This is a genomic window from Tenacibaculum aestuarii, assembly GCF_964510395.1.
GTDB classification, from domain to species: domain Bacteria; phylum Bacteroidota; class Bacteroidia; order Flavobacteriales; family Flavobacteriaceae; genus Polaribacter; species Polaribacter aestuarii.
The window spans coordinates 1,340,378-1,363,107 of sequence record NZ_CAZEFY010000003.1 but is presented as its reverse complement, the minus strand read 5'-3'; the positions used below and the strand labels follow the sequence as shown (position 1 = coordinate 1,363,107).

General features: G+C 32.0%; 21 protein-coding genes and 1 tRNA gene. 12 read left to right on the top strand and 10 right to left on the bottom strand.

The genetic code is table 11. The features are described from left to right. The first annotated feature begins 29 nt into the window (after positions 1 to 29). The 6 genes from ACKTSU_RS12595 to ACKTSU_RS12570 are packed head-to-tail and all read left to right on the top strand — an operon-like array spanning position 30 to position 4,321. A complete protein-coding gene (locus ACKTSU_RS12595) occupies positions 30 to 332 on the top strand; it encodes a hypothetical protein (RefSeq protein WP_408036782.1) in 303 nt (100 codons plus the stop codon). 18 nt (positions 333 to 350) lie between these two features. After that, a complete protein-coding gene (locus ACKTSU_RS12590; RefSeq protein WP_408036781.1) occupies positions 351 to 1,208 on the top strand; it encodes a universal stress protein in 858 nt (285 codons plus the stop codon). Positions 1,209 to 1,218: 10 nt separating this feature from the next. Continuing rightward, positions 1,219 to 1,629 carry a hypothetical protein gene (locus ACKTSU_RS12585; RefSeq protein WP_408036780.1) on the top strand — a complete coding sequence of 137 codons (411 nt, stop codon included), beginning with the start codon at positions 1,219 to 1,221 and terminating at the stop codon, positions 1,627 to 1,629. After that, positions 1,619 to 2,467 carry an ATP cone domain-containing protein gene (locus ACKTSU_RS12580; protein ID WP_408036779.1) on the top strand — a complete coding sequence of 283 codons (849 nt, stop codon included), beginning with the start codon at positions 1,619 to 1,621 and terminating at the stop codon, positions 2,465 to 2,467. The genes ACKTSU_RS12585 and ACKTSU_RS12580 overlap by 11 nt, the downstream gene beginning before the upstream one ends. 11 nt (positions 2,468 to 2,478) lie before the next feature. After that, positions 2,479 to 3,852, top strand: a complete 1,374-nt coding sequence (locus ACKTSU_RS12575) for an MBL fold metallo-hydrolase RNA specificity domain-containing protein (protein WP_408036922.1) — start codon at positions 2,479 to 2,481, stop codon at positions 3,850 to 3,852. Between the two features lie 31 nt (positions 3,853 to 3,883). Next, the gene (locus ACKTSU_RS12570) at positions 3,884 to 4,321 is read left to right on the top strand and encodes a hypothetical protein (RefSeq protein WP_408036778.1); all 438 of its coding nucleotides are present in this window, start codon (positions 3,884 to 3,886) and stop codon (positions 4,319 to 4,321) included. A gap of 39 nt (positions 4,322 to 4,360) precedes the next feature. Here the strand turns inward: ACKTSU_RS12570 and ACKTSU_RS12565 are convergent, their stop codons facing one another. Genes ACKTSU_RS12565 through ACKTSU_RS12555 form a run of 3 tightly spaced genes read right to left on the bottom strand, consistent with a single transcriptional unit; the run spans position 4,361 to position 8,033 of the window. After that, positions 4,361 to 5,227, bottom strand: coding sequence for a universal stress protein (locus ACKTSU_RS12565; RefSeq protein ID WP_408036777.1), 867 nt, complete (start codon positions 5,225 to 5,227; stop codon positions 4,361 to 4,363). Between the two features lie 3 nt (positions 5,228 to 5,230). After that, positions 5,231 to 6,847: a BCCT family transporter gene (locus tag ACKTSU_RS12560; protein WP_408036776.1), complete on the bottom strand. Its 1,617-nt coding sequence runs from the start codon at positions 6,845 to 6,847 to the stop codon at positions 5,231 to 5,233. A 28-nt stretch (positions 6,848 to 6,875) separates the two neighbouring features. After that, complete coding sequence (locus tag ACKTSU_RS12555; protein ID WP_408036775.1) at positions 6,876 to 8,033, bottom strand: hypothetical protein; 1,158 nt, start codon at positions 8,031 to 8,033, stop codon at positions 6,876 to 6,878. Positions 8,034 to 8,416: 383 nt separating this feature from the next. On the opposite strand from ACKTSU_RS12555, the gene ACKTSU_RS12550 reads away from it, so the two are divergent. After that, the gene (locus tag ACKTSU_RS12550; RefSeq protein ID WP_408036774.1) at positions 8,417 to 9,865 is read left to right on the top strand and encodes a PAS domain S-box protein; all 1,449 of its coding nucleotides are present in this window, start codon (positions 8,417 to 8,419) and stop codon (positions 9,863 to 9,865) included. Positions 9,866 to 9,876: 11 nt separating this feature from the next. On the opposite strand, the gene ACKTSU_RS12545 is transcribed toward ACKTSU_RS12550, so the two are convergent. The 6 genes from ACKTSU_RS12545 to ACKTSU_RS12520 all read right to left on the bottom strand — a co-directional run bounded on the left by ACKTSU_RS12545 (position 9,877) and on the right by ACKTSU_RS12520 (position 14,808). After that, positions 9,877 to 10,863: an MlaD family protein gene (locus ACKTSU_RS12545; RefSeq protein ID WP_408036773.1), complete on the bottom strand. Its 987-nt coding sequence runs from the start codon at positions 10,861 to 10,863 to the stop codon at positions 9,877 to 9,879. 5 nt (positions 10,864 to 10,868) lie between these two features. Continuing rightward, entirely contained in the window at positions 10,869 to 11,618 is a 750-nt protein-coding gene (locus tag ACKTSU_RS12540) for an ABC transporter ATP-binding protein (protein ID WP_408036772.1), read from the bottom strand. Further along, on the bottom strand, positions 11,615 to 12,397 hold the full coding sequence (locus tag ACKTSU_RS12535; protein WP_408036771.1) for an MlaE family ABC transporter permease: 783 nt from the start codon (positions 12,395 to 12,397) through the stop codon (positions 11,615 to 11,617). The genes ACKTSU_RS12540 and ACKTSU_RS12535 overlap by 4 nt, the downstream gene beginning before the upstream one ends. A 121-nt stretch (positions 12,398 to 12,518) precedes the next feature. Further along, positions 12,519 to 13,106 carry a hypothetical protein gene (locus ACKTSU_RS12530; protein ID WP_408036770.1) on the bottom strand — a complete coding sequence of 196 codons (588 nt, stop codon included), beginning with the start codon at positions 13,104 to 13,106 and terminating at the stop codon, positions 12,519 to 12,521. Positions 13,107 to 13,709: 603 nt separating this feature from the next. Continuing rightward, positions 13,710 to 13,783: transfer RNA gene (locus ACKTSU_RS12525), tRNA-Ile, on the bottom strand. Between the two features lie 53 nt (positions 13,784 to 13,836). Further along, positions 13,837 to 14,808 (bottom strand): polyprenyl synthetase family protein, encoded by a 972-nt coding sequence (locus tag ACKTSU_RS12520; RefSeq protein ID WP_408036769.1) that lies wholly within the window; start codon positions 14,806 to 14,808, stop codon positions 13,837 to 13,839. Between the two features lie 126 nt (positions 14,809 to 14,934). Between ACKTSU_RS12520 and ACKTSU_RS12515 the strand changes: the two genes are divergently transcribed. The 5 genes from ACKTSU_RS12515 (at position 14,935) to ACKTSU_RS12495 (ending at position 22,109) form a co-directional block, all read left to right on the top strand. Continuing rightward, entirely contained in the window at positions 14,935 to 15,543 is a 609-nt protein-coding gene (locus ACKTSU_RS12515; protein WP_299032291.1) for a TetR/AcrR family transcriptional regulator, read from the top strand. Positions 15,544 to 15,548: 5 nt separating this feature from the next. Then, on the top strand, positions 15,549 to 16,886 hold the full coding sequence (locus tag ACKTSU_RS12510) for a TolC family protein (protein ID WP_408036768.1): 1,338 nt from the start codon (positions 15,549 to 15,551) through the stop codon (positions 16,884 to 16,886). 11 nt (positions 16,887 to 16,897) lie between these two features. After that, a complete protein-coding gene (locus tag ACKTSU_RS12505) occupies positions 16,898 to 18,082 on the top strand; it encodes an efflux RND transporter periplasmic adaptor subunit (protein ID WP_408036767.1) in 1,185 nt (394 codons plus the stop codon). A gap of 21 nt (positions 18,083 to 18,103) precedes the next feature. Beyond that, positions 18,104 to 21,568 carry an efflux RND transporter permease subunit gene (locus ACKTSU_RS12500; protein WP_408036766.1) on the top strand — a complete coding sequence of 1,155 codons (3,465 nt, stop codon included), beginning with the start codon at positions 18,104 to 18,106 and terminating at the stop codon, positions 21,566 to 21,568. Positions 21,569 to 21,638: 70 nt separating this feature from the next. After that, positions 21,639 to 22,109: a regulatory protein RecX gene (locus ACKTSU_RS12495; RefSeq protein ID WP_408036765.1), complete on the top strand. Its 471-nt coding sequence runs from the start codon at positions 21,639 to 21,641 to the stop codon at positions 22,107 to 22,109. Here the strand turns inward: ACKTSU_RS12495 and ACKTSU_RS12490 are convergent. Next, positions 22,096 to 22,620: a hypothetical protein gene (locus tag ACKTSU_RS12490; protein WP_408036764.1), complete on the bottom strand. Its 525-nt coding sequence runs from the start codon at positions 22,618 to 22,620 to the stop codon at positions 22,096 to 22,098. The two genes, ACKTSU_RS12495 and ACKTSU_RS12490, sit on opposite strands and share 14 nt — an antisense overlap. Positions 22,621 to 22,730: the final 110 nt, after the last annotated feature.

Here is a 22,730-nt window from a genome sequence, read left to right as displayed (position 1 = left end):
TTTTTGTATTGAGTTTCAATCCTAAAAGGGTGAAACAAATAGTAGATAATTTAAAAGATGCCCGATTTTTAATTATTCTTTCGCTTTTTGCAATTATTATAGGATTACTTAATGTGTTAGCTCATAATATTTGGGAACCAAACATTAAGTTGGTAGTAACTTTATTTGGTTGGTTAGCCTTAATTAAAGGAATTATTCTATTTACTTTTCCTAAGCAAACTATTAGTTTATTAAAACAAACCAATCTAAAGTTTATACAAGCGTTGTATGTTTTGCTTTTCTTTTTAGGGTTATTCTTATTAAATGAAGCTTACGGAATTGTGCCCTTTTAAACTGAATTCTGACCAAAAATGAAAAAAAATATTCTACTACTAACCGATTTTTCAGAACCTTCTTACAGTGCTATTAAGTATGCTTTAGAGTTATTTAAAAAAGAGAGGTGTAGGTTTTATGTATTAAATACTTTTAAAACAGTTTATAGTTTAATACAAGATGTAGTTCCTCCAAAACCTGGAGAAAAAGGTTATGATGAACCAAAGGAAAAATCGTTAGAAGGGTTGGAGCGAGTTTCAAAAAGAATAATGTCAGAAGAAGAGAATAATCCTTTCCATGAATTTGATCTTATAGCTCGAAATGAAAAATCCTTGTTAAATGCAGTTGAGGCAATTGTTGAAGAAAAGGACATAGAAATGGTAGTTATGGCAACGAAAGGATTAACCAATGATAATAGCTCTGTTTTTGGAAGCAATGCAGTACAAGTAATGGAAAAAATACGCAATTGTCCTGTATTGGTAATTCCTAAACAAGCACAAAAAAAAATACCAAAAGAAATTGTTTTTCCAACAAGTTACAAAACTCATTATAAAAAGAGAGAGTTAAATTATTTAATAGATATAATTAGAGCTTGTAATGCTTCTTTAAGAGTGTTACATATTACTAATAATGGTGACATAGATGAAAACCAACAAGAGCAAAAAGAGATGTTAAAAGAGTACTTAGAGGAAGTAAAACATTCTTTTCACACATTGTCTTGTGTTACTGTGTCTACAGCAATAAAATGTTTTGTTGAAAGTAGGGATAGTGATATGGTGGCTTTTATAAATAAAAAGCATGCGTTTTTTGATACTGTCTTCTCAAAGCCGTTAGTAAAAGAAATAGGGTACAAGTTAAAAGTACCTGTATTAGTATTACATGATTTAAAAAATTAAAACGAAAACGATGAAAAATGTAGGTGTTTGGTTAGACAAAGAAAAAGCCTTTGTTGTAACCATTGAAAATGGAACAGAGGATATGAAAATGATAGAATCTAATATAGAAACATTTCATATTCATGGAGGCTCAGGAACTCGATTTAAAGGAGGTCCACAAGATGTAGTTCAAGATAGTAAGTATTTAGAAAGGGAAAAACATCAAACAAAAAGATATTTTGATGAACTTGCAGAAGAAGTTAACAATGCTGATTCGTTAGCTATTTTTGGTCCTGCAGAAACTTTTGAAAAATTTAAAAGAGAACTAGAGAGTTCACATAAAGAATTAGATGCTAAAGTTAAAGCAGTGAAAAGAGTTGATAGTATGACAGATAGTCAAGTAAAGGCATTGATTAGAGATTTCTTTAAAGATGAGAACTAGTCCTGATAAAATTTCAATAGTAAAGAGTTCTGGAGAAGTAGTGCAGTTTTCACTAACCAAGTTGAAAAAATCTTTAAAACGAACTGGTGCCGATGATGAAGTGATAGCTTATATTTTAGAAACCGTTCAAGATGAATTGTACCAAGGAATAACCACGAAAGAAATTTATAATAGAGCTTTTGCTTTGTTGAAGAAAAAAAAGAATGTATTTGCTTCTAAGTATAAGTTAAAGAAAGCAATATATGAGTTAGGTCCCACTGGTTTTCCTTTTGAACATTTTATAGGGGCTATTTTAAAATATTCAGGGTATAAGGTGGCTGTGGGAGAAATTTTACAAGGTGAATGTGTACAACACGAAGTAGATATCGTAGCACATAAAAATAATGAAACCACTGTTGCAGAGTGTAAATTTCATAGTGAGCAAGGTCTTGTTTGTAATGTTAAAGTTCCTTTATATGTTCATTCTCGTTATCGCGATGTTAAAAACCATTGGAATACATTTAAAAAACACGATACAACCTTGACTCAAGGTTGGGTTGTAACGAATACAAGGTTTACTAAAGATGCGACTGAGTATGGTAATTGTGCAGGATTGTACTTGTTAAGTTGGGACTATCCTCTAGAAAATAGTTTAAAGGATATAATTGATCGTTTAGGGTTATACCCTATTACGGTTTCGACTTTATTGACAAATAGAGAAAAGCAGTTTTTATTAAATAGAGATGTAGTACTGTGCAGAGAGTTAATAAAAGATAGCTTTTACTTAGATCATTTAGGGGTTTCTGATACTAGAAAGAAAAGAATTCTTGCAGAAATACAACAATTGTGTAACGCTTAAAACAAGTAATGATGCTTAATTTTGCTAAGGTTCATTTTTTAGGAGCAGCAGGTACAGTTACAGGATCAAAGTTTTTGCTCGAAGCGCACGGTAAGAAAATTTTGATTGATTGCGGTATGTTTCAAGGACTCAAAGAACTTAGAGAGTTAAATTGGAAAGAACTTCCAATAGACGTAACCCAAATTGATATAGTACTATTAACACACGGACATCTAGATCATGTAGGGTTTTTGCCAAGATTGTACAAACAAGGATTTAGAGGAAGGATTATTGGAACAGCCCCTACTTTAGCGATTGCAGGAATTATTTTAAAAGATAGCGCAAAGATTCACGAGGAAGAAGCAGAAAAAGCAACTCTAGAACATTATAGTAAACATAATCCTGTACTTCCTTTTTATACAATTGCTGAAGCTGAAAAAACAATAACCTTATTTGAAGCTGTAGAGGAAGGAGAATGGATTTCTTTTTCAGATGAAATCTCATATAGATTTCAATACAACGGACATATCATAGGGGCTACTTTCATAGAATTAAATATCAACAAAAAGCGATTTGTGTTTTCTGGAGATATTGGAAGGCAAAATGATTATTTGTTAGAAAAACCAAAAAAACCTGAGTGGGCAGATTATCTTTTTTTAGAAAGTACGTATGGTCATAAACTGCATCCCACAGAAGATATAGAAGAAATTTTATCAGAAACGATTAAAGAAACCATCATGCAAAAAGGAAATTTGATCATTCCTAGTTTTGCTGTTGAGCGTTTGCAAATGTTAATGTATGTTTTATGGAAGTTGTATAAGAAAAATAAAATCCCAAACATTCCCATTTTTGTAGATAGCCCGATGGGGAATAATGTTTTAGAGGTTTTTAAACGATATCCGCAATGGCATAAATTACCTATGGATGAATATGTAGCTATGTGTAATCACGTTACTATTGTAGAATCGTATAGAGAAACTTGGGAAACTATTGATGATTCGAGATCTAAAATAATAATTGCAGGAAGCGGTATGGTAACTGGCGGTAGGGTTTTAACTTACTTACAACAGATGGTTGATGATCCTACTACGACGATTCTGTTGGTTGGGTATCAGGCAGAAGGAACAAGAGGAAGACAGTTACAAGAAGGATGTCATGAAATAAAGTTCTTTGGACGATATTTTCCTGTAAAGGCAAGAGTTAAAAGTATAGAAAGTTTATCTGCTCATGCAGATCAGCAAGATTTGTTAGATTGGTTAAGTGAGATAAAAAACATACCAGAAGAAGTGTTTCTTATTCATGGAGAACAAACTGCTCCAGATGCTTTTAGAGTGAAAATACAAAAAGAGAAAAATTGGAATGTTTGTATTCCAAAATTACATGCTATAAAAGAGTTAATGATATAAAATGAAATGTCTAATCGTAAAAGCTAGCTCAATGAAAACAACAAACACATATGTAAAATATGTTGAATGGTTGAGTGCAGAAGATATGCATTCAACCTCAAAACAATGGCTGTCTGAACTTTCTTTTTTGAAAGATGAACAACTCTTTTTTGAAGATTTAATTAGAAAATACATTTTCGAATTAATAGCTCCTGATCAGTTTAAGAAAACAACTAAAATAGTTGAAGAGTTAGGAAGTTCAAGAAAAAAAACGGACGAATTAATTAAACTTGTAGAGGCTCATGAAAGGGGTTTAAAGATAATGGTAGATGGAGTAGATCAAGTAATAGAGGAAGAAGTTTATAAAAATGAACACCGAAGATTAATTATTGAAGTAAGTGAGTTCTTAAAAGGATATCGAGGCTTAAAAGAAACTCTTTTTAATACTGTGAAAGAAATCGCAAAATCAGAGAAAAAAAGAATTGAGTAATAAAAAAACGGAGCTAATAATTAGCTCCGTTTTTTTGTTTTATGAGGCGATATAACGTTTAACTACCCAGAGAGGTACGTGTAAATCTTGAGTAAATAATTCTTCAGTAACACTTCCTACTAAAAGAGAAGTAAAGTTGTTATGTCCTTTGTCGGCAACGAATAAAATGTCTGTTTTATCTTTTTCAGCAATAGTCCTAATTTTTTCAGGAATACTGTCTTCACCTGCAGAAGCTTTAAGAGTTTCTATATGTTGAGCTTTTGTTTTTTGAAGTAATTTTTCAAACTGTAAATCAACGTGTTTTTCTACTTTTTCTCGAGCTTTATCAACTTTTATGTAAGGGAAAAATAACTGAGGTATTTTAAAAACATTCAGCGCTTTTAACGTAGATTTTTGTTTTGAACTCATGTCTGAAGCGGTATGAAATGCTTTTAGTGAGGCTGATGAAAAATCAGTAGCAACCATAAGGTTTTCAGGGTTCAAGTTAGCTTCTTTAGGTATTAAAAGTACGTTACATTTTGCCATACGTAATAACTTACCTGAAACCGAACCAGATCCTTTGTAAGTGTTTTTGTTTCCTACGATTATCAAATTAGTGTGGTATTTATTGGCAACGTAGCTAATTAAACTTTCAGTATAAGCATCGTCTGAAACTAATAATTCATAGTTACAGTCGGTGTCAAAATACTTACTTATGCTGTTTTCAAGTTCTTCTTCAATAATTTCTTCAATATTAATGTTTTCTAACTGTTCAGAAAATAAGCTACTTATTTCATATTTTTTTACATTATGAATAAAATACACGTTTTCTGTTCCGTAATTTTTAGCCAACATGCTACAATATTTAATTAGCGTGATGTCTAATTCTGATAAATCTAAGGCTACAAGTATGTTTTTTATCTTCATAATTTAAGCTTTTTGTTTTTTAGAGTCTATTAACCTTTTTACAGTTTCTTGATATTCTTCTTTTTCCTTTTGATTTAAACGCTTTAGGTGTTCTTTATAATCTTCTTTTAATCCTTTAAAAAGAGAGTAGCACATGAGCAGCAAAAGTAAGGTAAAAGGAAGTCCGGTTGCAATAGAAGCAGTTTGTAAAGCTTTTAAACCTCCTCCTAATAATAAAACGGCTGCTACAGCGCCTTCTGCAAGTGCCCAAAATATTCGTTGCCCTACTGGAGCATCAATTTTTCCACCTGAAGTTAAGCTGTCAACCACTAAAGAACCAGAATCTGATGAGGTAACAAAGAAACTAGCAATAAGAATAATAGCAATGATGTTTAACGCCATTGAAAAAGGGAAGTCTTCTAAGAATACAAAAAGAGCAGTTGCAACATTGTCATTCACACCCTCTGCAATAGTAGAATCTCCTCCTAAAATTTCGTGTAAAGAGGTACCGCCAAAAGCTGTAATCCAAAATAATGTGATTAAGGTAGGAACGATTAAAACACCTAAGATAAACTCTCTAATTGTTCTTCCTTTAGAAACACGAGCGATAAACATTCCTACGAAAGGAGACCAAGCAATCCACCATCCCCAATAAAAGATGGTCCATGAATTTTGCCATTCCGTTCCGGTATAGGCTTCAGCCCAAGTAGAAAGATTGATTAAGTCGTTTACATAACTACCAGTATTTTGTACAAACGATTTTAGGATGAAAATTGTGGGGCCTAAAATTACTACGGCAAGTAATAATAATACTGCAATACGCATGTTCATTTCACTAAGGAACTTTACTCCTTTATCAACTCCTGAAATTACTGATATGGTGGCTATCAATGTAATACCTACAATTAGCCATATTTGTAAAGAAATTCCTGAATCTAAACCAAAAACGTGCTCTAAACCAGCAGCTACTTGTTTAACACCTAATCCTAACGAAGTTGCTAAACCAAAAACGGTAGCTAAAACAGCAAAAATATCGATAATATCTCCAATTCTACCATGAATTCTATCCCCTAAAAAAGGATAAAAAACTGAACGAATTGTTAAAGGAAGCCCTCTAGAATATGTGAAATAAGCTAAAGATAATCCAACCAAAGCGTAAATAGCCCAAGCATGCAATCCCCAGTGTAAAAAAGTAACATTCATGGCTTCTTTAGCAGCAGCAGCTGTGTTTGGATCGGCTAAAGGAGGAGAAGAAAAATGATAAACAGGTTCGGCAATACTCCAAAAAAGCAGCCCAATACCCATACCTGCACTAAAAAGCATTGAAAACCAAGAGGTAGTTGAAAATTCTGGTTTTGCTTTAGCTCCACCTATACGCAAGCTTCCGTATTTACTAAAAGCTAAGTAGAGCATAAAAGTAACAAAAATGTTTACAGCTAAAATAAATAACCAACCAGTTTTGTTTGCTATAAAACTTTGCGCTGTGTCAAAATAGGATTGTGCTCTTTCCTTAAAGAGTAGCGTTAAAGCTACGCTTAGTATTATTACTATTGAAGAAGTGAAGAATACAGGACCGTTAACTTCGAGCCCAAAAATTGATTTTCGTTCGTCGCTTCTAATTATTTTTTTAGCTTTCTTCATTTGTGGATGATTTGTCTCATTCATATAATTAAAAATAATATCCGATGTTTATATTAAACCTCATTTCCCAATTAGCATTAGGTGTTCCGTTTGCTAAAGCGTTTGTCCATTTTGGACCTAACCAAGGGTGGTTTTTCCCTGTGGCAAAATCTATGTATGTATAGACATTACCAGCTGTTACCAAGAAACCAAACACATTCATAATACTGTCTTCGAAATTCTTAGCTGTTTTATCCATGTATCCAAAGTCATTGTATACTTGTATGCTAGAAATAGATTTCCATTTTAGAGGAAAAGTGTAAGCTGCACCTAAAGTGTAGGTGGTTGCTTCTGTAGCAGTAAGGTAAGGTGCTCCATAAGCAGTTAAAGCAATAAGGTTGCTGTAGGTAGTGTTTTTAGTATTGTATTTGTAGGTAGATACTTGCGCTTTCATATCAAAGTTTTTTACGTTTAGTTGATAATGCATGGCAAAAGCATGATGATTAGAAATATCTTCAGTATCTAAATTATAGAGTCCACCGTATTGTGCAGAAACTCCTATTTTGTGTTGTGTGTTTTTATTTTCGAAGTGATAATTTATTTGACCGTTTATTTGATTTGTTTCTTTATATCTTAAGTCTAAGTTTCCATCACTATCAATGTCTATTGAGGCAACATCGTATGAGTATCGGCTGTCGGAAACATCAGAGTTACTTCCAAAATTAAGTTCCTCAGCATTTTTGAAAAAGGCCAAGGCGTATTCCCATTTTTTTCCTTTATGGGTGAATTTTACTCCCATATCATGGTCGTCTTCTAAACCTAGATAATAGTTGATGCCAAAAAACCAACTATGAGAGTTGTACTGAGTATTACCGAAGGGTACTTGTGTTAATCCTAATTGAATATTGTCTTTTTCGTTAAAGTCATATCCTAGCCAACCTTGTTTAAGCATGCCTCCTCCAAAGCTTTGAGAGTAAAAGCGATACTCGGCATTAAGTTTTATTCCTTTGTATTTAGCTTTAGCATTAATCCTGAAGACGTCGAAACCGAAATCGCCTCCACGCTTTTTTTGTCCATCTTTCCAAGAAGATAGGTTATAGTTAAATCGTAATGCTCCGCCAATTTTAACCTCAGGTTTTTCTTGTGAAAACATAGCTGTAACAAAAGAAAAAGCTACTAAGACTAGGCTTTTTTTTGAGAAATTCATTGTTGCAATAATAAATGTGAAGAAAGTGTGCTTGTAAAAAGTACATTTTCATGTTTAAGAGTTAAGGGAAACTCTTTTTAGTTTGATAAAAAGGGATTTTTATTCAGAAGGAGGGATGAATTTGTCGGATTGATTTCTGAAAACCAAAAAGTTAAAGCTGAAAATTCTTTTGTTCTTTTTGTCTTTTAGTTTTTTTATCATAAGTGGCAAAGGTACTGATTAAAAAGGGGTTTTCAAAAAAGAGACTTTTTTGAGTGATTTGAAAAAAGGATAAGTATTGTTTTTTTGATTAAAAAAATATTGGTTTAAGGTGTTTTAAAAGATGATTATCATTTTTATGTTTTTAAATTTCAATATATTAGTGTATTAAATATCGTGTATAGATGAAAACCTCAATGGAAAGAAAGAATTTGTATGGCTATATCATAAATAGTCTTATGGTTGTAGCACTTGGTGTTGTTTACTTAAAACAGATGAATAACACTACGGATGATAGTTTGTGGAATTGGATTTCACTGGGGTTAATAGTTATTATTTTAGGGATGCTAACAACTGTGTTTTTTATTTTAAGAGTACAGCTTAAAGCAAAAAAGAAATCGGAAGAAGAGTTGTTAAAAAGTCAAAAATTACTGCACTCGATAATAGAAAATACAACCAATGCCATTTCCGTAAAGAAAATAAACGGCGAGTATATGTTGGTGAATAAGAAGTATCAATCAATTTTTGAAGCCTACGAGAAAGATTTAATAGGGAAAACCGATCATGATATTTTACCAGAAGAATTAGCTGATAAATATCTTGATGCCGATTTAGAGGCAATGAAGTTGGGAAGAGAAATTCAAGTAGAAGAGATAATTAAACAGTCTGATGGAGAGCATACGTATTTATCAGTAAAGTTTCCCTTGTTTGATATTTCTAACAGAGTGTATGCTATAGGAAGTATATCAACAGATATTACAGAAAGGAAAATGATTATGGAGTCGCAAAAGGAGGCGGATACTTTTTTTAATATTTCAATAGATAGTTTGGTAATAGCATCTAATGAGAGGTTTTTAAAGGTGAATCCTTCTTTAAGTGATCTTCTAGGGTATACTAATGAAGAATTATTAAATACCCCGTTTGCTACTTATATCTTCCCTGAAGATATTGAAATGACAAAGGAGGCGATTAAAAAGTTAGAAGGAGGAGTAAACTTAGTAAGCTTTAAGAATCGCTGGATTTGTAAGGATGGAAGTATTAAGTGGCTGTCTTGGAATGCTACTTCTGATACGGCTACTGGAACATTATATGCTGTGGTTAGAGATATTACAAATGATTTGTTGCTGCAAGAAGAGAATGAAAGAAGAATGAATGATTTGTATGAGAATCAGCAAAAGTTGAATATGATTATAGAAAATATTAGCGATGGAGTATTAGTAGCAAATACCGATAAACAGGTTATATTGGCTAATGAAGTTGCTAATGAGCTTTTTGGGATAGAAGATGATTCAAAAATATCTATTGATTTTTCAGGACATTTTAAGGTGCTAAACCCGTATGAAGGAAAAGTTTTCCCTGTTCAAAATCTACCAGCTGAACTAGCCTTGGAGGGTAAAATTACTAACGATATTGATGTGTTATTGTTGAACAAAGAGACGAATACTATTAGGAGAGTTTTACTGAGTGGTAGGCCTATAATAGATAATGAAAACAATATAGCAGCAGTTGTTGTAACTATTAAAGATATAAGTAGATATAAAAGATTAGAGGCGGAATTAGAAAGAAAAGATCAAGAGTCAAGAAGGAGAATTGGATTTAAGAGTGATGAATCTCAATCAGAAAAGAAGGAATAATAGTATTTTATTTATTTGCTCTTTTCATCTTTTTTCTTTTGTTTTTCTAATTTTCTAAAATACCCTCGTGTTAAAAAGTTGTGTTTAAAAGCTTCCATGTTTTCATTAAATTTTTCTGTTCCCTCGTTTATGTTTTGAATTGTAGATTTTAAACTGTTAACCAAAGAAGTGTCTTTTGTGATATAGTTATAAGCACCTTTACTGGAGTTAAGACCATCAACTAGAATATTAATATTTCCTATAAGGCTATCAATTTTTACGGTAGAAGCATCTATGTTAGTTACAATGGTTTTTAATTTTTTGCCTGAAATAGAATCATTAATTAACATGCCTAAAACAGTGTCGTCGTCTGTTTTTAATGAAGTTATTATGTGGTTTAATTCATTAATAGTGTTTGATGCTTGGTAACTTATTTTCTTTAGGTTACTAACAGATTGTTTCATGTCTTTAGCCATAGTAGTATCGTTTAGTAAAACGCCTAAAGTACCCTTGCCCTCTAATAATTTATCGGTTATTTTTAAAAGGTCAGCTGTGAGTATTGCCGCATTTTCGTTGGTAACACTTAAGGTGTTTAAAATATCATCAGTTCCTATCTTACTATAAGATCTAATGATATCACCATTACTAATTAAGGCTTCAGTTTTTTTACCAGGCACTATATTTACAATCATATTTCCGACCAGTCCGTCAGAACCTATAGTAGCCACTGCATTTTTCTTTATGTGAATGGCTATTTTTTTGTCAATAACCATGTTTACTTTTATTGTAGAGTCATTAATCATGATTATATCTTTTACTGTACCAATGTTTATTCCTGAATAGCGAACATTATTACCATTTTGTAACCCATTAACATTTTGAAAATAAGCACTGATAGTGAAGTTTTTTTGAAACATACTTTGGCGTTGTCCAATGAGATAAATAGCAAAAACAAAAATTATTGTACCTATAGATACAAATAATCCTAACCTAAGTTTTTGTGAGTTTGTTGTTTTCATAATACTTATTTAAAAAAAGCTTTAACCTTGGGGTCTTCAGAGTTAGATAGTTCTTTAAACGTTCCTGTAGCATAGTCAATACCGTCAATAAGCAATATCATTCTATCTGAAATAACACGGGCACAATCAACATCGTGGGTAATAATAAGTGACGATGTATTGTATTTTTTTTGAATATCTTGCATTAAGATAATGATTTCTTTTGCAGTAATAGGATCTAATCCACTTGTAGGTTCGTCATATAAAATAATTTTTGGCTGTAAAATAAGTGTTCGGGCTAAAGCCACTCGTCGTTTCATACCACCAGATAATTCTGAAGGCATCATGTCTACTGTATGTGTTAACCCAACATTTTCTAAAGCTTCAATAACTAGTTTTTCCGTGTCAATTAATTTTTTATTCTTTCTTGTACGACCTCTTAATGGAAATTCTAAGTTTTCACGAACAGTCATAGAATCATATAGGGCACTCCCTTGAAATAGAAAACCGATGTCAGTTCGCAAAATATCTAAGGCTTCTTGATCTAGTTTGGTTATGTCATGATGCATTACCGAGATAATCCCTTCATCAGCTTCCATTAAACCTACTAAACATTTAATCATAACCGATTTTCCAGAACCCGATTTCCCCATAACTACTAAGTTTTCACCCTCATAGAGCTGCATATTAAACCCATTAAGCACATGGTTGTCTCCAAAGGCTTTGTATAAATCTTTAATTTCTAGAACTACTTTTTTGTTAAGGGTACTCGTCATAATTCAAAAAAGATATCTGTTACAAAAACGGCTATAAAATCAATAATAAAAAGTAATAAAGATGCAGTTACTACGGCTGTGTTTGTAGCTTTACCTACACCAGCAGTTCCTTTCTTACAGTTGTAGCCTTTAAAGCAACCAATAATTCCTATTGCAGCTCCAAAGAAAAACGACTTTATTGTGGCTGGAACTACATCTCCAAACTTTATAGCGTCAAATACTTGATTGAAATACAAAACGAAAGAGACATTTCCTTTTGTGCTTTCAACTAAAAATGATCCAAATAAAGCAACAGTGTCAGCTATTATTACTAATAAAGGAAGCATAAGGGTAACGGCTAAAACTCGAGTAACTACTAAGTATTTAAAAGGATTTATACCAGAAACTTCCATGGCGTCTATTTGTTCGGTAACACGCATAGAACCTAATTCGGCGCTAATACCAGAGCCTATTTTTCCTGCACATACTAAAGCCGTGATAATTGGACCTATTTCTCTTACAATTGAAATACCAACCATAGAGGGCATCCAAGACACAGCACCAAACTCCATTAAAGTTGGGCGAGTTTGTAATGTTAATACTAAACCTATTATAAAACCTGTAATGCCTACTAATAATAATGAGCGGTAGCCTATTTGATAGCACTGTAATATTAACTCTTTTAACTCAAAAGGTTGTTTAAACATCTCTTTAACGAAACGAGAGGCAAAAAAAGATAACTCACCAATTTCAATAAAAAATGATTTCAATTGCTCAATCATTAAATTAATATGTGGCATAATTGAGTTTAGTTTTGTAATTGAGTGTATTTCAATTAATTATTATTAAAAATAATGAAAATTTTACTATGAAAAAGGTGTCTATGTTTAAATTTCTGAAAAGAAACCTTTTAGGTTGCTTTTAAAAGTTAGCAAAGAAGAGGACTAAAATTAAAATCATGAGGCCTATTAAAAAACTGCTATAAGCTAATTCTAGGTAAAAGTAACCACGTTTCATTTCTTTTTCTAAAAGAAACATAACTCGAACTTGATTGCCTATTTGTAACTCTTGGCTTTTTAAAACTTTACTATAGGCTTTTTCATATTGTTCTAAAGTTTTGTTACTAGACATGCCTATCATAAAAAGATTTTCTTCTCCCTTTTTGTATTTAGAAACAATATCTCTTTTAAAGCGTTTGTAAAAAGAAAGACTGTTGGGTTTAGAGGCAAGTATGGAGAAGATTAAGGAAACAAAGGATGTTGTAATCAAAATGGCAGCAATTCTAATTCCAAAATTAATTTCAGTAATATAATTAAAGAAAATAACAGAGGCTGAAAGAATAGTTGCGTTTACCTTTAACATAATTGAGGCTTTCCTGTCAATTAAATTCAAGGTGCTGAGGTAGAATTTATTTTGGTTTCTTTGATAGGTAGCAAAAGATTTTCTAGGTTCTTTTTGGGTGTCAAACATGCCCAGATCCTCTTTTAGTTTGGGTTGTTTAGTAATCATCTCTATAAAATTTATTAGAGGAAACGTTACTGTAATCGTTTTAGTTGATAAATAGGAGTTGTAGATTAGTTTTGTTTCATCTTTAGTTGGTTAAATGTGAAGAGAGGTAATTGTTGTGAGAGGAGATATAAATTTACGAAAAATAAATTTTTTAGAGAATTAAAGTTGGTTTTAGTGGGGATGTAATGGCTCTATTGAATAATAAAATTAAGATTAGTATTATTTCTTACCATTTAAACGTTTTATTCCAGTGATTTGGTAGTTTAAACCGTTGAAATTTTTAGTGATTTCAACTTTTTCTAACCAATAGAAAGTGTTGTCATGTATTAATGGAAGTATCAAAAAATGTATCTTTTTAATTTTTACTCTTCTGTCTTTTCTTTTGTTAAAGTTTATAAGCATTTAAAAGTAATTTCATCTATACACTTTTGTGTGGGGATATTTTATATACAAACTTAGATAAAGTAAGAGGTAAGATTTTACGGTTTACCGTAAAAAGCTTATTAATAATAACCTTGTTTTAATAGGTTAAAGTAAGGCATATATGAAGGAGGTATAAATAAAAAAAACACTTACAATTTTGTAAGTGCTTTAAAACAAATGTGGTCCCACATGGGCTCGAACCATGGACCCCCTGATTATGAGTCAGGTGCTCTAACCAGCTGAGCTATAGGACCTGTTTTATTTGGATTGCAAAAATAAAAACTTTTTTAAATAAATAACTATTTTTTTACACTTTTCTACTCATTAAATTTTCACCAAACATACGTAAACCCTCTTTTTGTTGCTCATTAATGTTTAGGTGTTTAAGATTTTCAAAAGCCTTATTTGTGTAGTACTCAATAAGTTTAAAAGTTTCTTCAGGAATATTATTGTTTCTAAAAATGGTAGAAACAGTAGTTATTTTTTCTGTATTATTTTTTTCTTGTCCGTTGTATAAATTTAATAAACTTTCTTTATCGTTAGGATTGGAAACTTCTAAAGCTTTTAAGTATAAATAAGTCTTTTTGTTTTCTATAATGTCACCACCTACTTGTTTTCCAAATGATTCAGGATCTCCGAAAGTATCTAAATAATCATCTTGTAACTGAAAAGCGATACCTAAATTTAAACCATAGTTGTATAAATGTTGCGCCTGATCTTCATTAGCTTTTGCTACAATTGCCCCCATTTTTAGAGCAGCAGCAACTAAAACAGATGTTTTCAAAGTAATCATTTTGATATATTCATCAATGGTTACATCATTTCTTGTTTCAAAATCTACATCTAGTTGTTGACCGTCACAAACTTCTAAAGCGGTTTTGCTGAATAACTGCGCTAGTTTTTGAAATACTGTAGGTTCATAATTTTCAAAATATTGATATGCTAAAATGAGCATCGCATCTCCAGAAAGAATAGCTGTATTGATATCCCATTTTTCATGAACAGTTTCATTTCCTCTACGTAAAGGAGCATCATCCATAATATCATCATGCACTAAAGTAAAGTTGTGAAAAACTTCAACAGCTAATGCAGCAGGTAATGCTTCTTTGTAATTGCCCGAAAAAATATCTGCAGCAATAAGAGTAAGTACAGGACGAATTCTTTTTCCTCCTAATTGAAGTATATAATCAATTGGTTCATAAAGGTTTTTAGGTTCTCTAGAAAATTTGTGAGATTCTAAATAAGCTATAAAGTCTGATTGATATGATAGTATGTCCAAATCTGAAAATTTTTGTAAAAATACGGTAAACAAAAATTCTAATGGTAAGTCTGTGTTAAAAAAAGATTAAAACTAAGGAAACTTTTTTTGTTTCTAAAGTTTCCTGTTGTATTTTTGTCCTCGATTATGAGAAATAAAATTATAAATAAAGCAGGTGAAATGTTTTTAACCTTAGGGTTTAAAAGCACAACGATGGATGATATAGCGAAAGAGCTTGGGATGTCTAAAAAGACATTATACAAGTACTTTCCTAATAAAACGTCTTTGGTAGATGTAAGTACTGAGGCAGTTCATAACACAATTAGTGAAACAATTAACGCAGTTAAAAGTCAAAACTATAATGCTGTAGAAGAAGAATTTGCTGTAAAAGCAATTTTTAAAGAGATGCTTAAAAATTCAAAAGCATCACCTATGTATCAGCTTAAAAAGTACTATCCAGAAACCTATGCAAAGTTAATGGAGCGTGAGGTATGTATGTTTAGAGATTGTATTGTAAGCAATTTAACCAAAGGAATTGAACAAGGATTGTATAGAGCAGATATTGACAAAGAGCTAATGGTGAATTTTTATTTCACCTTGGTTTTTGGAGTTTTTGAAAGCGAATTATATGGAGATGAAGTTCAAGAAATAATGAAAATTGAATATGAGATATTAGAATATCATATCAGAGCAATTGCCACTGAGAAAGGAGTAAAAGAACTAGAAAAACAACTAAAAATTACGAATCAAAATTAAAAACAATGAAAAAATACATAAGTAGTGTATTTATATTCTTTTTTATAGGAGCAATTATAGCTCAAGAACAAGAAAAAGAAATGAGCTTATCAATGCAAGAAGCAATTGATTATGCTATAAAAAACAGTTACGAGAATAAAGTTTCTATAAATAATATAGAGGCAGCGAAAAAGAAAAAATGGGAAACTACCACGATTGGTTTACCACAAATTAATGGAGCTGTAGATTATCAAAATTGGCTAAAACAACAAATTCAGTTAGTAGATTTTAACAATGATGGGGTAGATGAGGAACTCATTCTTACAAAAAAACAAACTGCAAAAGCATCGGTAACACTGAGTCAGTTAATTTTTGATGGGTCTTATTTGGTAGGGTTACAATCTGCTAAAACTTATTTAAAAATTTCAGAACAAGCTAAAGAGAAAACAGAATTAGCAACTCGTGAAGCTGTAGTTAATGCTTATGGAAACGTATTGGTTACTGAAAAATCAATAGAAATTTTAAAAAGAAATAAAGCTGTACTTGAAAAAAACTTAGATGAAACTCAGAAAACATACGATAATGGGTTAACTGAGTTAGAAAATGTAGAACAACTTCAAATTACCTTAGGAAACGTAGAAAGTAACCTAAGAAATGCAGAAAGACTAAAAGAAATAGCGTATCAAATGTTAAACGTTTCATTAGGAAACTCTATTGAAACTAAATTAACATTAACTTCTACTTTAGATAATTTAGTCGTGAATAATACCGATTTAAGTTTGTTAGCAACTCAGTTTGATATTGATAGTCATATCGATTTCAGAATTGCCCAAAACGATAGAGAGAGTAAGCGTTTGTTAATGAGGTTAGAACAAAGTAAGTATTTACCAACCGTGTCAGCGTTTGTGAATTATGGTGTAACAGCCTTTTCTGATTCGTTTACTTTTTTAGATAGTAATCAACGTTGGTTAGGTTCATCGCTGCTTGGAGTAAGTTTAAACGTACCTGTTTTTAGTTCTTTTGGAAGAAGTTCAAAAGTAAGACAAGCTAAAATTGAATTAGAGAATGCTGATATCCGATTAGAAGAAGCAAAACAAAAATTAAACCTGCAAGTTGAAACTGCTAAGAGCGAATATCAATTAGGAATAGAAAACTATGAAACGGCTAAGAAAAATTTAGCACTAGCAGAGCGAATAGAAAAAAAACAACAAGTAAAGTTTTTTGAAGGAATTTCTTCAAGTTTTGATTTGTTACAAGCACAAAACCAACTATACACACAACAAAACAATTATGTTCAATCAATGTTGAACGTAATAGCTAAAAAAGCACAATTAGAAAACGCATTAAATATACCACTAAAATAAAATCTACTATAATGAGAAAAATATATTCACTATTCGCAATTACATTGCTTTTAGCTTCTTGCGGAGGTAAAAAAGAGCAATCAGTACAAGATGTAGTTGCATCTAACGACTTGGCTAAAATTCGAGAGAAAAAAGCATCTGTAGAAGATAAAATACAAACATTAACAGAAGATATTAAACTTTTAAATAGTAAAATATCTGAGTTAGATACCAATAAAAAAGTTCCTTTAATTACTGTACTTTCTGCCAAAGAAGAAGTTTTTAAACACTATTTAGAGTTGCAAGGAAACGTACAAACAAAACAAAATGTATTAATCTACCCTGAAATGCCAGGTCAGTTAGTAAGAATTTATGTTAAAGAAGGTCAACAAGTAAGAAAAGGACAAGCTTTAGCCAAAATTGACGATGGAGGATTATCGAATCAATTAGCTCAAGTTGAAACTCAAGCAGCTTTGGCTGAAACAACTTACAAGCGTCAAAAACGCTTATGGGAACAAAAGATTGGTTCAGAAATTCAGTATTTACAAGCTAAAACAAATTATGAAGCTCAAACAAATGCTGTAAATCAATTAAGAAGACAGTTAGCTAAATCGGTAATTACAGCACCTTTTTCAGGGGTTATAGATGATGTAATTAAAGAACAAGGAACTGTTGTGGCACCAGGTATGGGATCTGAAGTGTTTAGAATAGTAAACCTTAAAGATATGTATATAGAAACAGATGTTCCTGAAAGCTATATCACGTCAATTAAAAAAGGAAAAGTGGTAGAGGTTGAATTTCCTGTTTTAGGAGAAAAAATGACGTCAAAAATTCGTCAAGCAGGTAATTTTATCAATCCAGCAAACAGAACTTTCAAGGTTGAAGTTGGTGTTCCAAATGCTGATGGTAAAATCAAGCCAAACTTAACAGCGAAGTTAAAAATTAACGATTATTCTAACGAAAAAGCAATCTTAATTCCTCAAAGTATTATTTCTGAAAATGCTAATGGAGAGCAATACATTTATGTTGTAGAAAACATAAAAGATGAGGTAGGAACTGCTAAGCAAGCTATTATTAGTACAGGAAAAACACAAGGAGATATTATTGAGGTGTTAAGCGGAGTTGAGAGCGGAGTAAAAATTATTGACGAAGGGGCGCGTAGCGTTAAAAATGGACAGGAAGTAAAGATTTTAACAGTTTCACAAGACGCGAAATAACCCATAAAAGTTATACAACTCATGACTGAAAAACAAAAAAAACAAGTAGATAAAGAGTTTGGCTTATCTTCTTGGGCGATAAATAATAAAACAACCATCTACGTGATGATGGTCATCATATTTATATCAGGTATATCAGCCTTTTTAAGTATGCCAAGGGAGAATTTTCCAGAAATTAAAGAAACAAAAATATACATCAGTTCTTTATATCCTGGAAATACTGCCGAAGATATAGAAAAGCTTATCACCGACCCTATTGAAGATAGGTTAAAAACGGTAAGTAATGTAGTTGAAGTTACTTCTACATCACAAGAAGACTACTCGATGGTAGTAGTAGAATTTGATGAAAAACTTACTGTTGATCAAGCGAAACAAAAAGTAAAAGACGAAATTGATCAAGAAACATCTAGTGAAGATTGGCCTACGTTTAATGGGGCTAAAGTAGAACCTAATGTTTTTGAATTGAGTCTTTCTGAAGAAATGCCAATTTTAAACATCAACATATCAGGAGATTATCCGGTTGATAAATTAAAAGAGTTTGGTGAGTATTTAGAAGATGAAATAGAAAATTTACAGGAAATTAAAAAAGTAGATATTCGTGGTGCAGAAGAGAAAGAAGTTGAGGTAGCGGTAGATATTTATAAAATGATGGCAGCTCAGGTAAGTTTTCAAGATGTTATCAATTCAATTAACGGAGGAAACTTAACCATGTCGGCAGGTAACTTAATTGCTAGCGGTCAACGACGTACGGTTCGTATTTTAGGAGAGATTGAAAACCCACAAGAATTACAAGATTTTGTTGTAAAATCAGAAAAAGGGAATTCAATCTATTTAAAAGATATTGCTAAGGTTTCTTTTAAAGATAAAGATAAAACTACTTACGCACGTGAGTTTGGTGAAGCTGTGGTAATGTTAGACGTGAAAAAGCGTTCAGGAAAAAACATGGTAGAAGCAGCTGAAAAGGTTCAAAAAATTGTTGATGAAGCTAAAGCAAATGTTTTTCCAAGTAACTTAAAAGTAACTATTTCTAATGATCAATCTTCAAAAACTATTGGTCAGGTAGACGATTTAGTAAACAACATCATTTTTGGGGTAATCCTAGTTGTATTAGTATTAATGTTCTTTTTAGGATTTAAAAATGCTTTATTTGTTGGATTTGCTATACCAATGTCAATGTTCATGTCATTAATGATATTGAGTTGGTTGGGGTATACGATGAACACCATGATTCTTTTCGGATTAATTATGGGACTTGGTATGTTGGTTGATAACGGTATTGTGGTTGTTGAAAATGTATACCGTTTAATGGATGAAGGAATGCCTAGAATTGAAGCAGCAAAGAAAGGTATTGGAGAAATTGCATTTCCAATTATCATCTCAACAGCAACAACTGTGGCGGCATTTATTCCATTAGGAATGTGGCCAGGAACCATGGGGCAGTTTATGATATATTTCCCTGTAACATTATCGGTAGTATTGGGGTCGTCATTATTTGTGGCTATTTTCTTCAACTCAGTGTTGGTTTCACAATTTATGAGTGTAGAAGATAAAAATATGCCATTAAGGCGTATTATCATCTTATCATCAATAATAGCAGTAATAGGGTTGTTAATAGCACTTTTAGGAGGAACGTACAGAGCTTTAGGTACTGTAATGATATTTACGGCTATTATGTTGTGGATGTATCGATTGTTTCTTAGACCTTGGGCAAATGCTTTCCAGAATAGAGTGTTACCACGTTGGGAGCGTTTGTACGAAAAAACACTTCGAGTAGCTTTAAAAGGATGGAGACCTTACATTATTTCTCTAGGAACTTTGGTTTTATTATTCATAGCTTTTGGTGGTTTTGGTGCATCGATAGGAAGTCAACGTACTAAAGTGGAATTTTTTCCAGACAATACCCCAAATCAGATTATAGTATATATCGAGTATCCGCAAGGAACCGATATTGAAAAAACAAATCTGATCATGAAGGATTTAGAGCAACGTGTTTATGATGTATTGAATGCTCCAGAGTATATAGATAATGGATATAATTTCTTAGTTGAAAGTGCAGTTTCCCAAGTTGGGGCTGGTTCTGGTAATCCACAAACAGATGGTGGGTCTACAGCTGAAATGCCGCATAAAGGTAAAATTACAGCTTCAATGCGTGAGTATAAATATCGTAGGGGAGCAGATAGTAAGGAGTTGCAAAGAAAAGTAACTGAAGCTTTACGTGGAATTTATCCAGGGTTAGAAATTTCTGTAGAAAAAGAAGCAGTAGGTCCGCCAGCAGGATATCCAATTAACATTGAATTAGAAGGAAATGATTATGCAGAATTAATCAATACTGCTGAAAAAATGCGTGACTTTATCAACTCGAAAAGTATTGCAGGTATCGATGAATTGAAGATTGATGTAAACAAATCGAAGCCATCAATGTTGGTGAATGTAGATCGTAAAAAAGCAGGAGAATTAGGAGTGAATTCATCTCAAGTAGGAAGCCAATTACGTAATGCTATTTTTGGATCTAAAGCTGGAGTTTATAAAGAGGATGGAGATGATTATGATATTTACGTTCGTTTTAATGAAGAGAATAGATATAATAAAAGTGCTGTCTTTAATCAGAAGATAACGTTTAGAGACATGGCTACAGGAACCATAAAAGAAATTCCTGTATCTGCAGTAGCAGAGCAAACAAATACTTCTGGGTTTAGTGCTATTAAACATAAACAGGCTAATAGGGTTGTAACAGTGTATTCAGCATTAGCACCAGGTTATACAGATGCGGCAGCAATAGTTTCTAAAATTCAACATGAAATGAAGTCGTTTACTGAAAAACCAGATTCAGTAAAAGTTGATTATACAGGACAGATTGAGGAGCAAGAAAAGCAGATGGCATTCTTAATGAAAGCGTTTTTTGGAGGGTTAGGATTAATCTTTTTAATATTGATTTTCCAGTTCAATTCGGTTTCTAAACCAGGAATTATAATGTTAGCTATTTTCTTGAGTTTAATAGGTGTTTTTGGCGGATTGATTATTACAGGAAAGCCATTCGTAATTATGATGACTATGATGGGTATTATTTCCCTCGCTGGTATTGTGGTAAATAACGGGGTGGTGCTTTTGGATTACACGCAGTTATTAATAGACCGTAAAAAAGTGGAGCAAGGATTAAAAGAGGAAGATTATGTTGATGTGAACACATTAGGAGAAGCAATCATTAGAGGAGGTAAGGCACGTTTACGTCCAGTATTGTTAACTGCAATTACCACTATTTTAGGATTAATTCCTTTAGCAACAGGGTTAAATATTAACTTCTTTACATTGGCAAGTGAGTTAAATCCACACATATATGTAGGAGGAGATAACGTAGTGTTCTGGGGGCCTTTAGCATGGACAGTTATTTATGGACTATTCATCGCTACTTTCTTAACACTAATAGTAGTACCGATATTATTCTATTTAGTCACTAAGTTTAAAATGTGGCTACGTAGCGTTCTATAATTGATTTTTTGTTAACTGTAAAAAGGGTTAAAAGCGATACGTTTTTAACCCTTTTTTATATTTTCGTACCATGAACAAACAGGTTTTTACAGTTGAGGAGATTAAGCGAAAGATGGAGTACTATTGCGTATATCAAGACAGGTGTCATAAAGAAATAGAAACAAAATTAAAAGAATACCGGTTGATTCCTGAAGCGAGAGAACATATTTTATTACACTTACTAGAGCATAATTTTTTGAACGAAGAACGTTTTTCAAAAAGTTTTGCAAGAGGAAAGTTCAGAATAAAAAAATGGGGAAAAGAACGAATTGTTAGAGAGTTAAAGTTTCGAGATATTTCTGCTTACAATATAAAATCAGCATTGAAAGAAATTGATGAAGAAGAATATATTAAAACGTTGTATGTATTAGTAGAAAAGAAGAATGCATCGGTTACGGAAACTAATCCTTTTAAACGAAAAAAGAAAATAGCCGATTATCTGTTGTATCGAGGTTTTGAAAGTAATTTAGTATACGAAGCGTTAAAAACTATTGATTCTTAAATAAGCTGTCGAGGTTAATTTCTTTATCAAACTTTTTCTTAGCGTACACAGTATTTATTTTGTCGTTAACGCTGCCAAAAATCACCATAATTTTTTCTACTTGACTATTTACTTCACTAGCAGAAATAGAAGGAATCAATGTCATATCGGCCAAACGTAACGTTTCGTTTTCAAAAACATTAATACGAGCTTTAAAAGCAGGAGTTTTAAGGGTTTCTATGTTTAAGCTATCCTTTAGGTGTTTAGATATTTTTTTAAGTTCTACAGCGTTGTTTAAAGCTTCAGTAGGTGTCGTGTTTTTTAACTCATTTAGAAAATCATCAACGATAAAATATTCTTTCCAAGGTTTAATTTCTTTTAAATAATCGCCGTTTATTTTTGAGTAATCTGAATGCTTAACCGAAACATGCATTTCAGTTTTTGTAGGTAATTCTGTTTTTTGTTCTTCCTTTTTTTGACAAGAAGAAACTAAAAGAATTAACGAAGCGGTAACATATAAAAAACGACTCATTTTATTTGAAAAATTAAAGTGATAAAAGTACATATTTTACTTGGTATTAACTGTAGAATTAAATTATAAGTTTGAAATCAGTAGGTTAGCATTCTGTATTGTAGATAGTT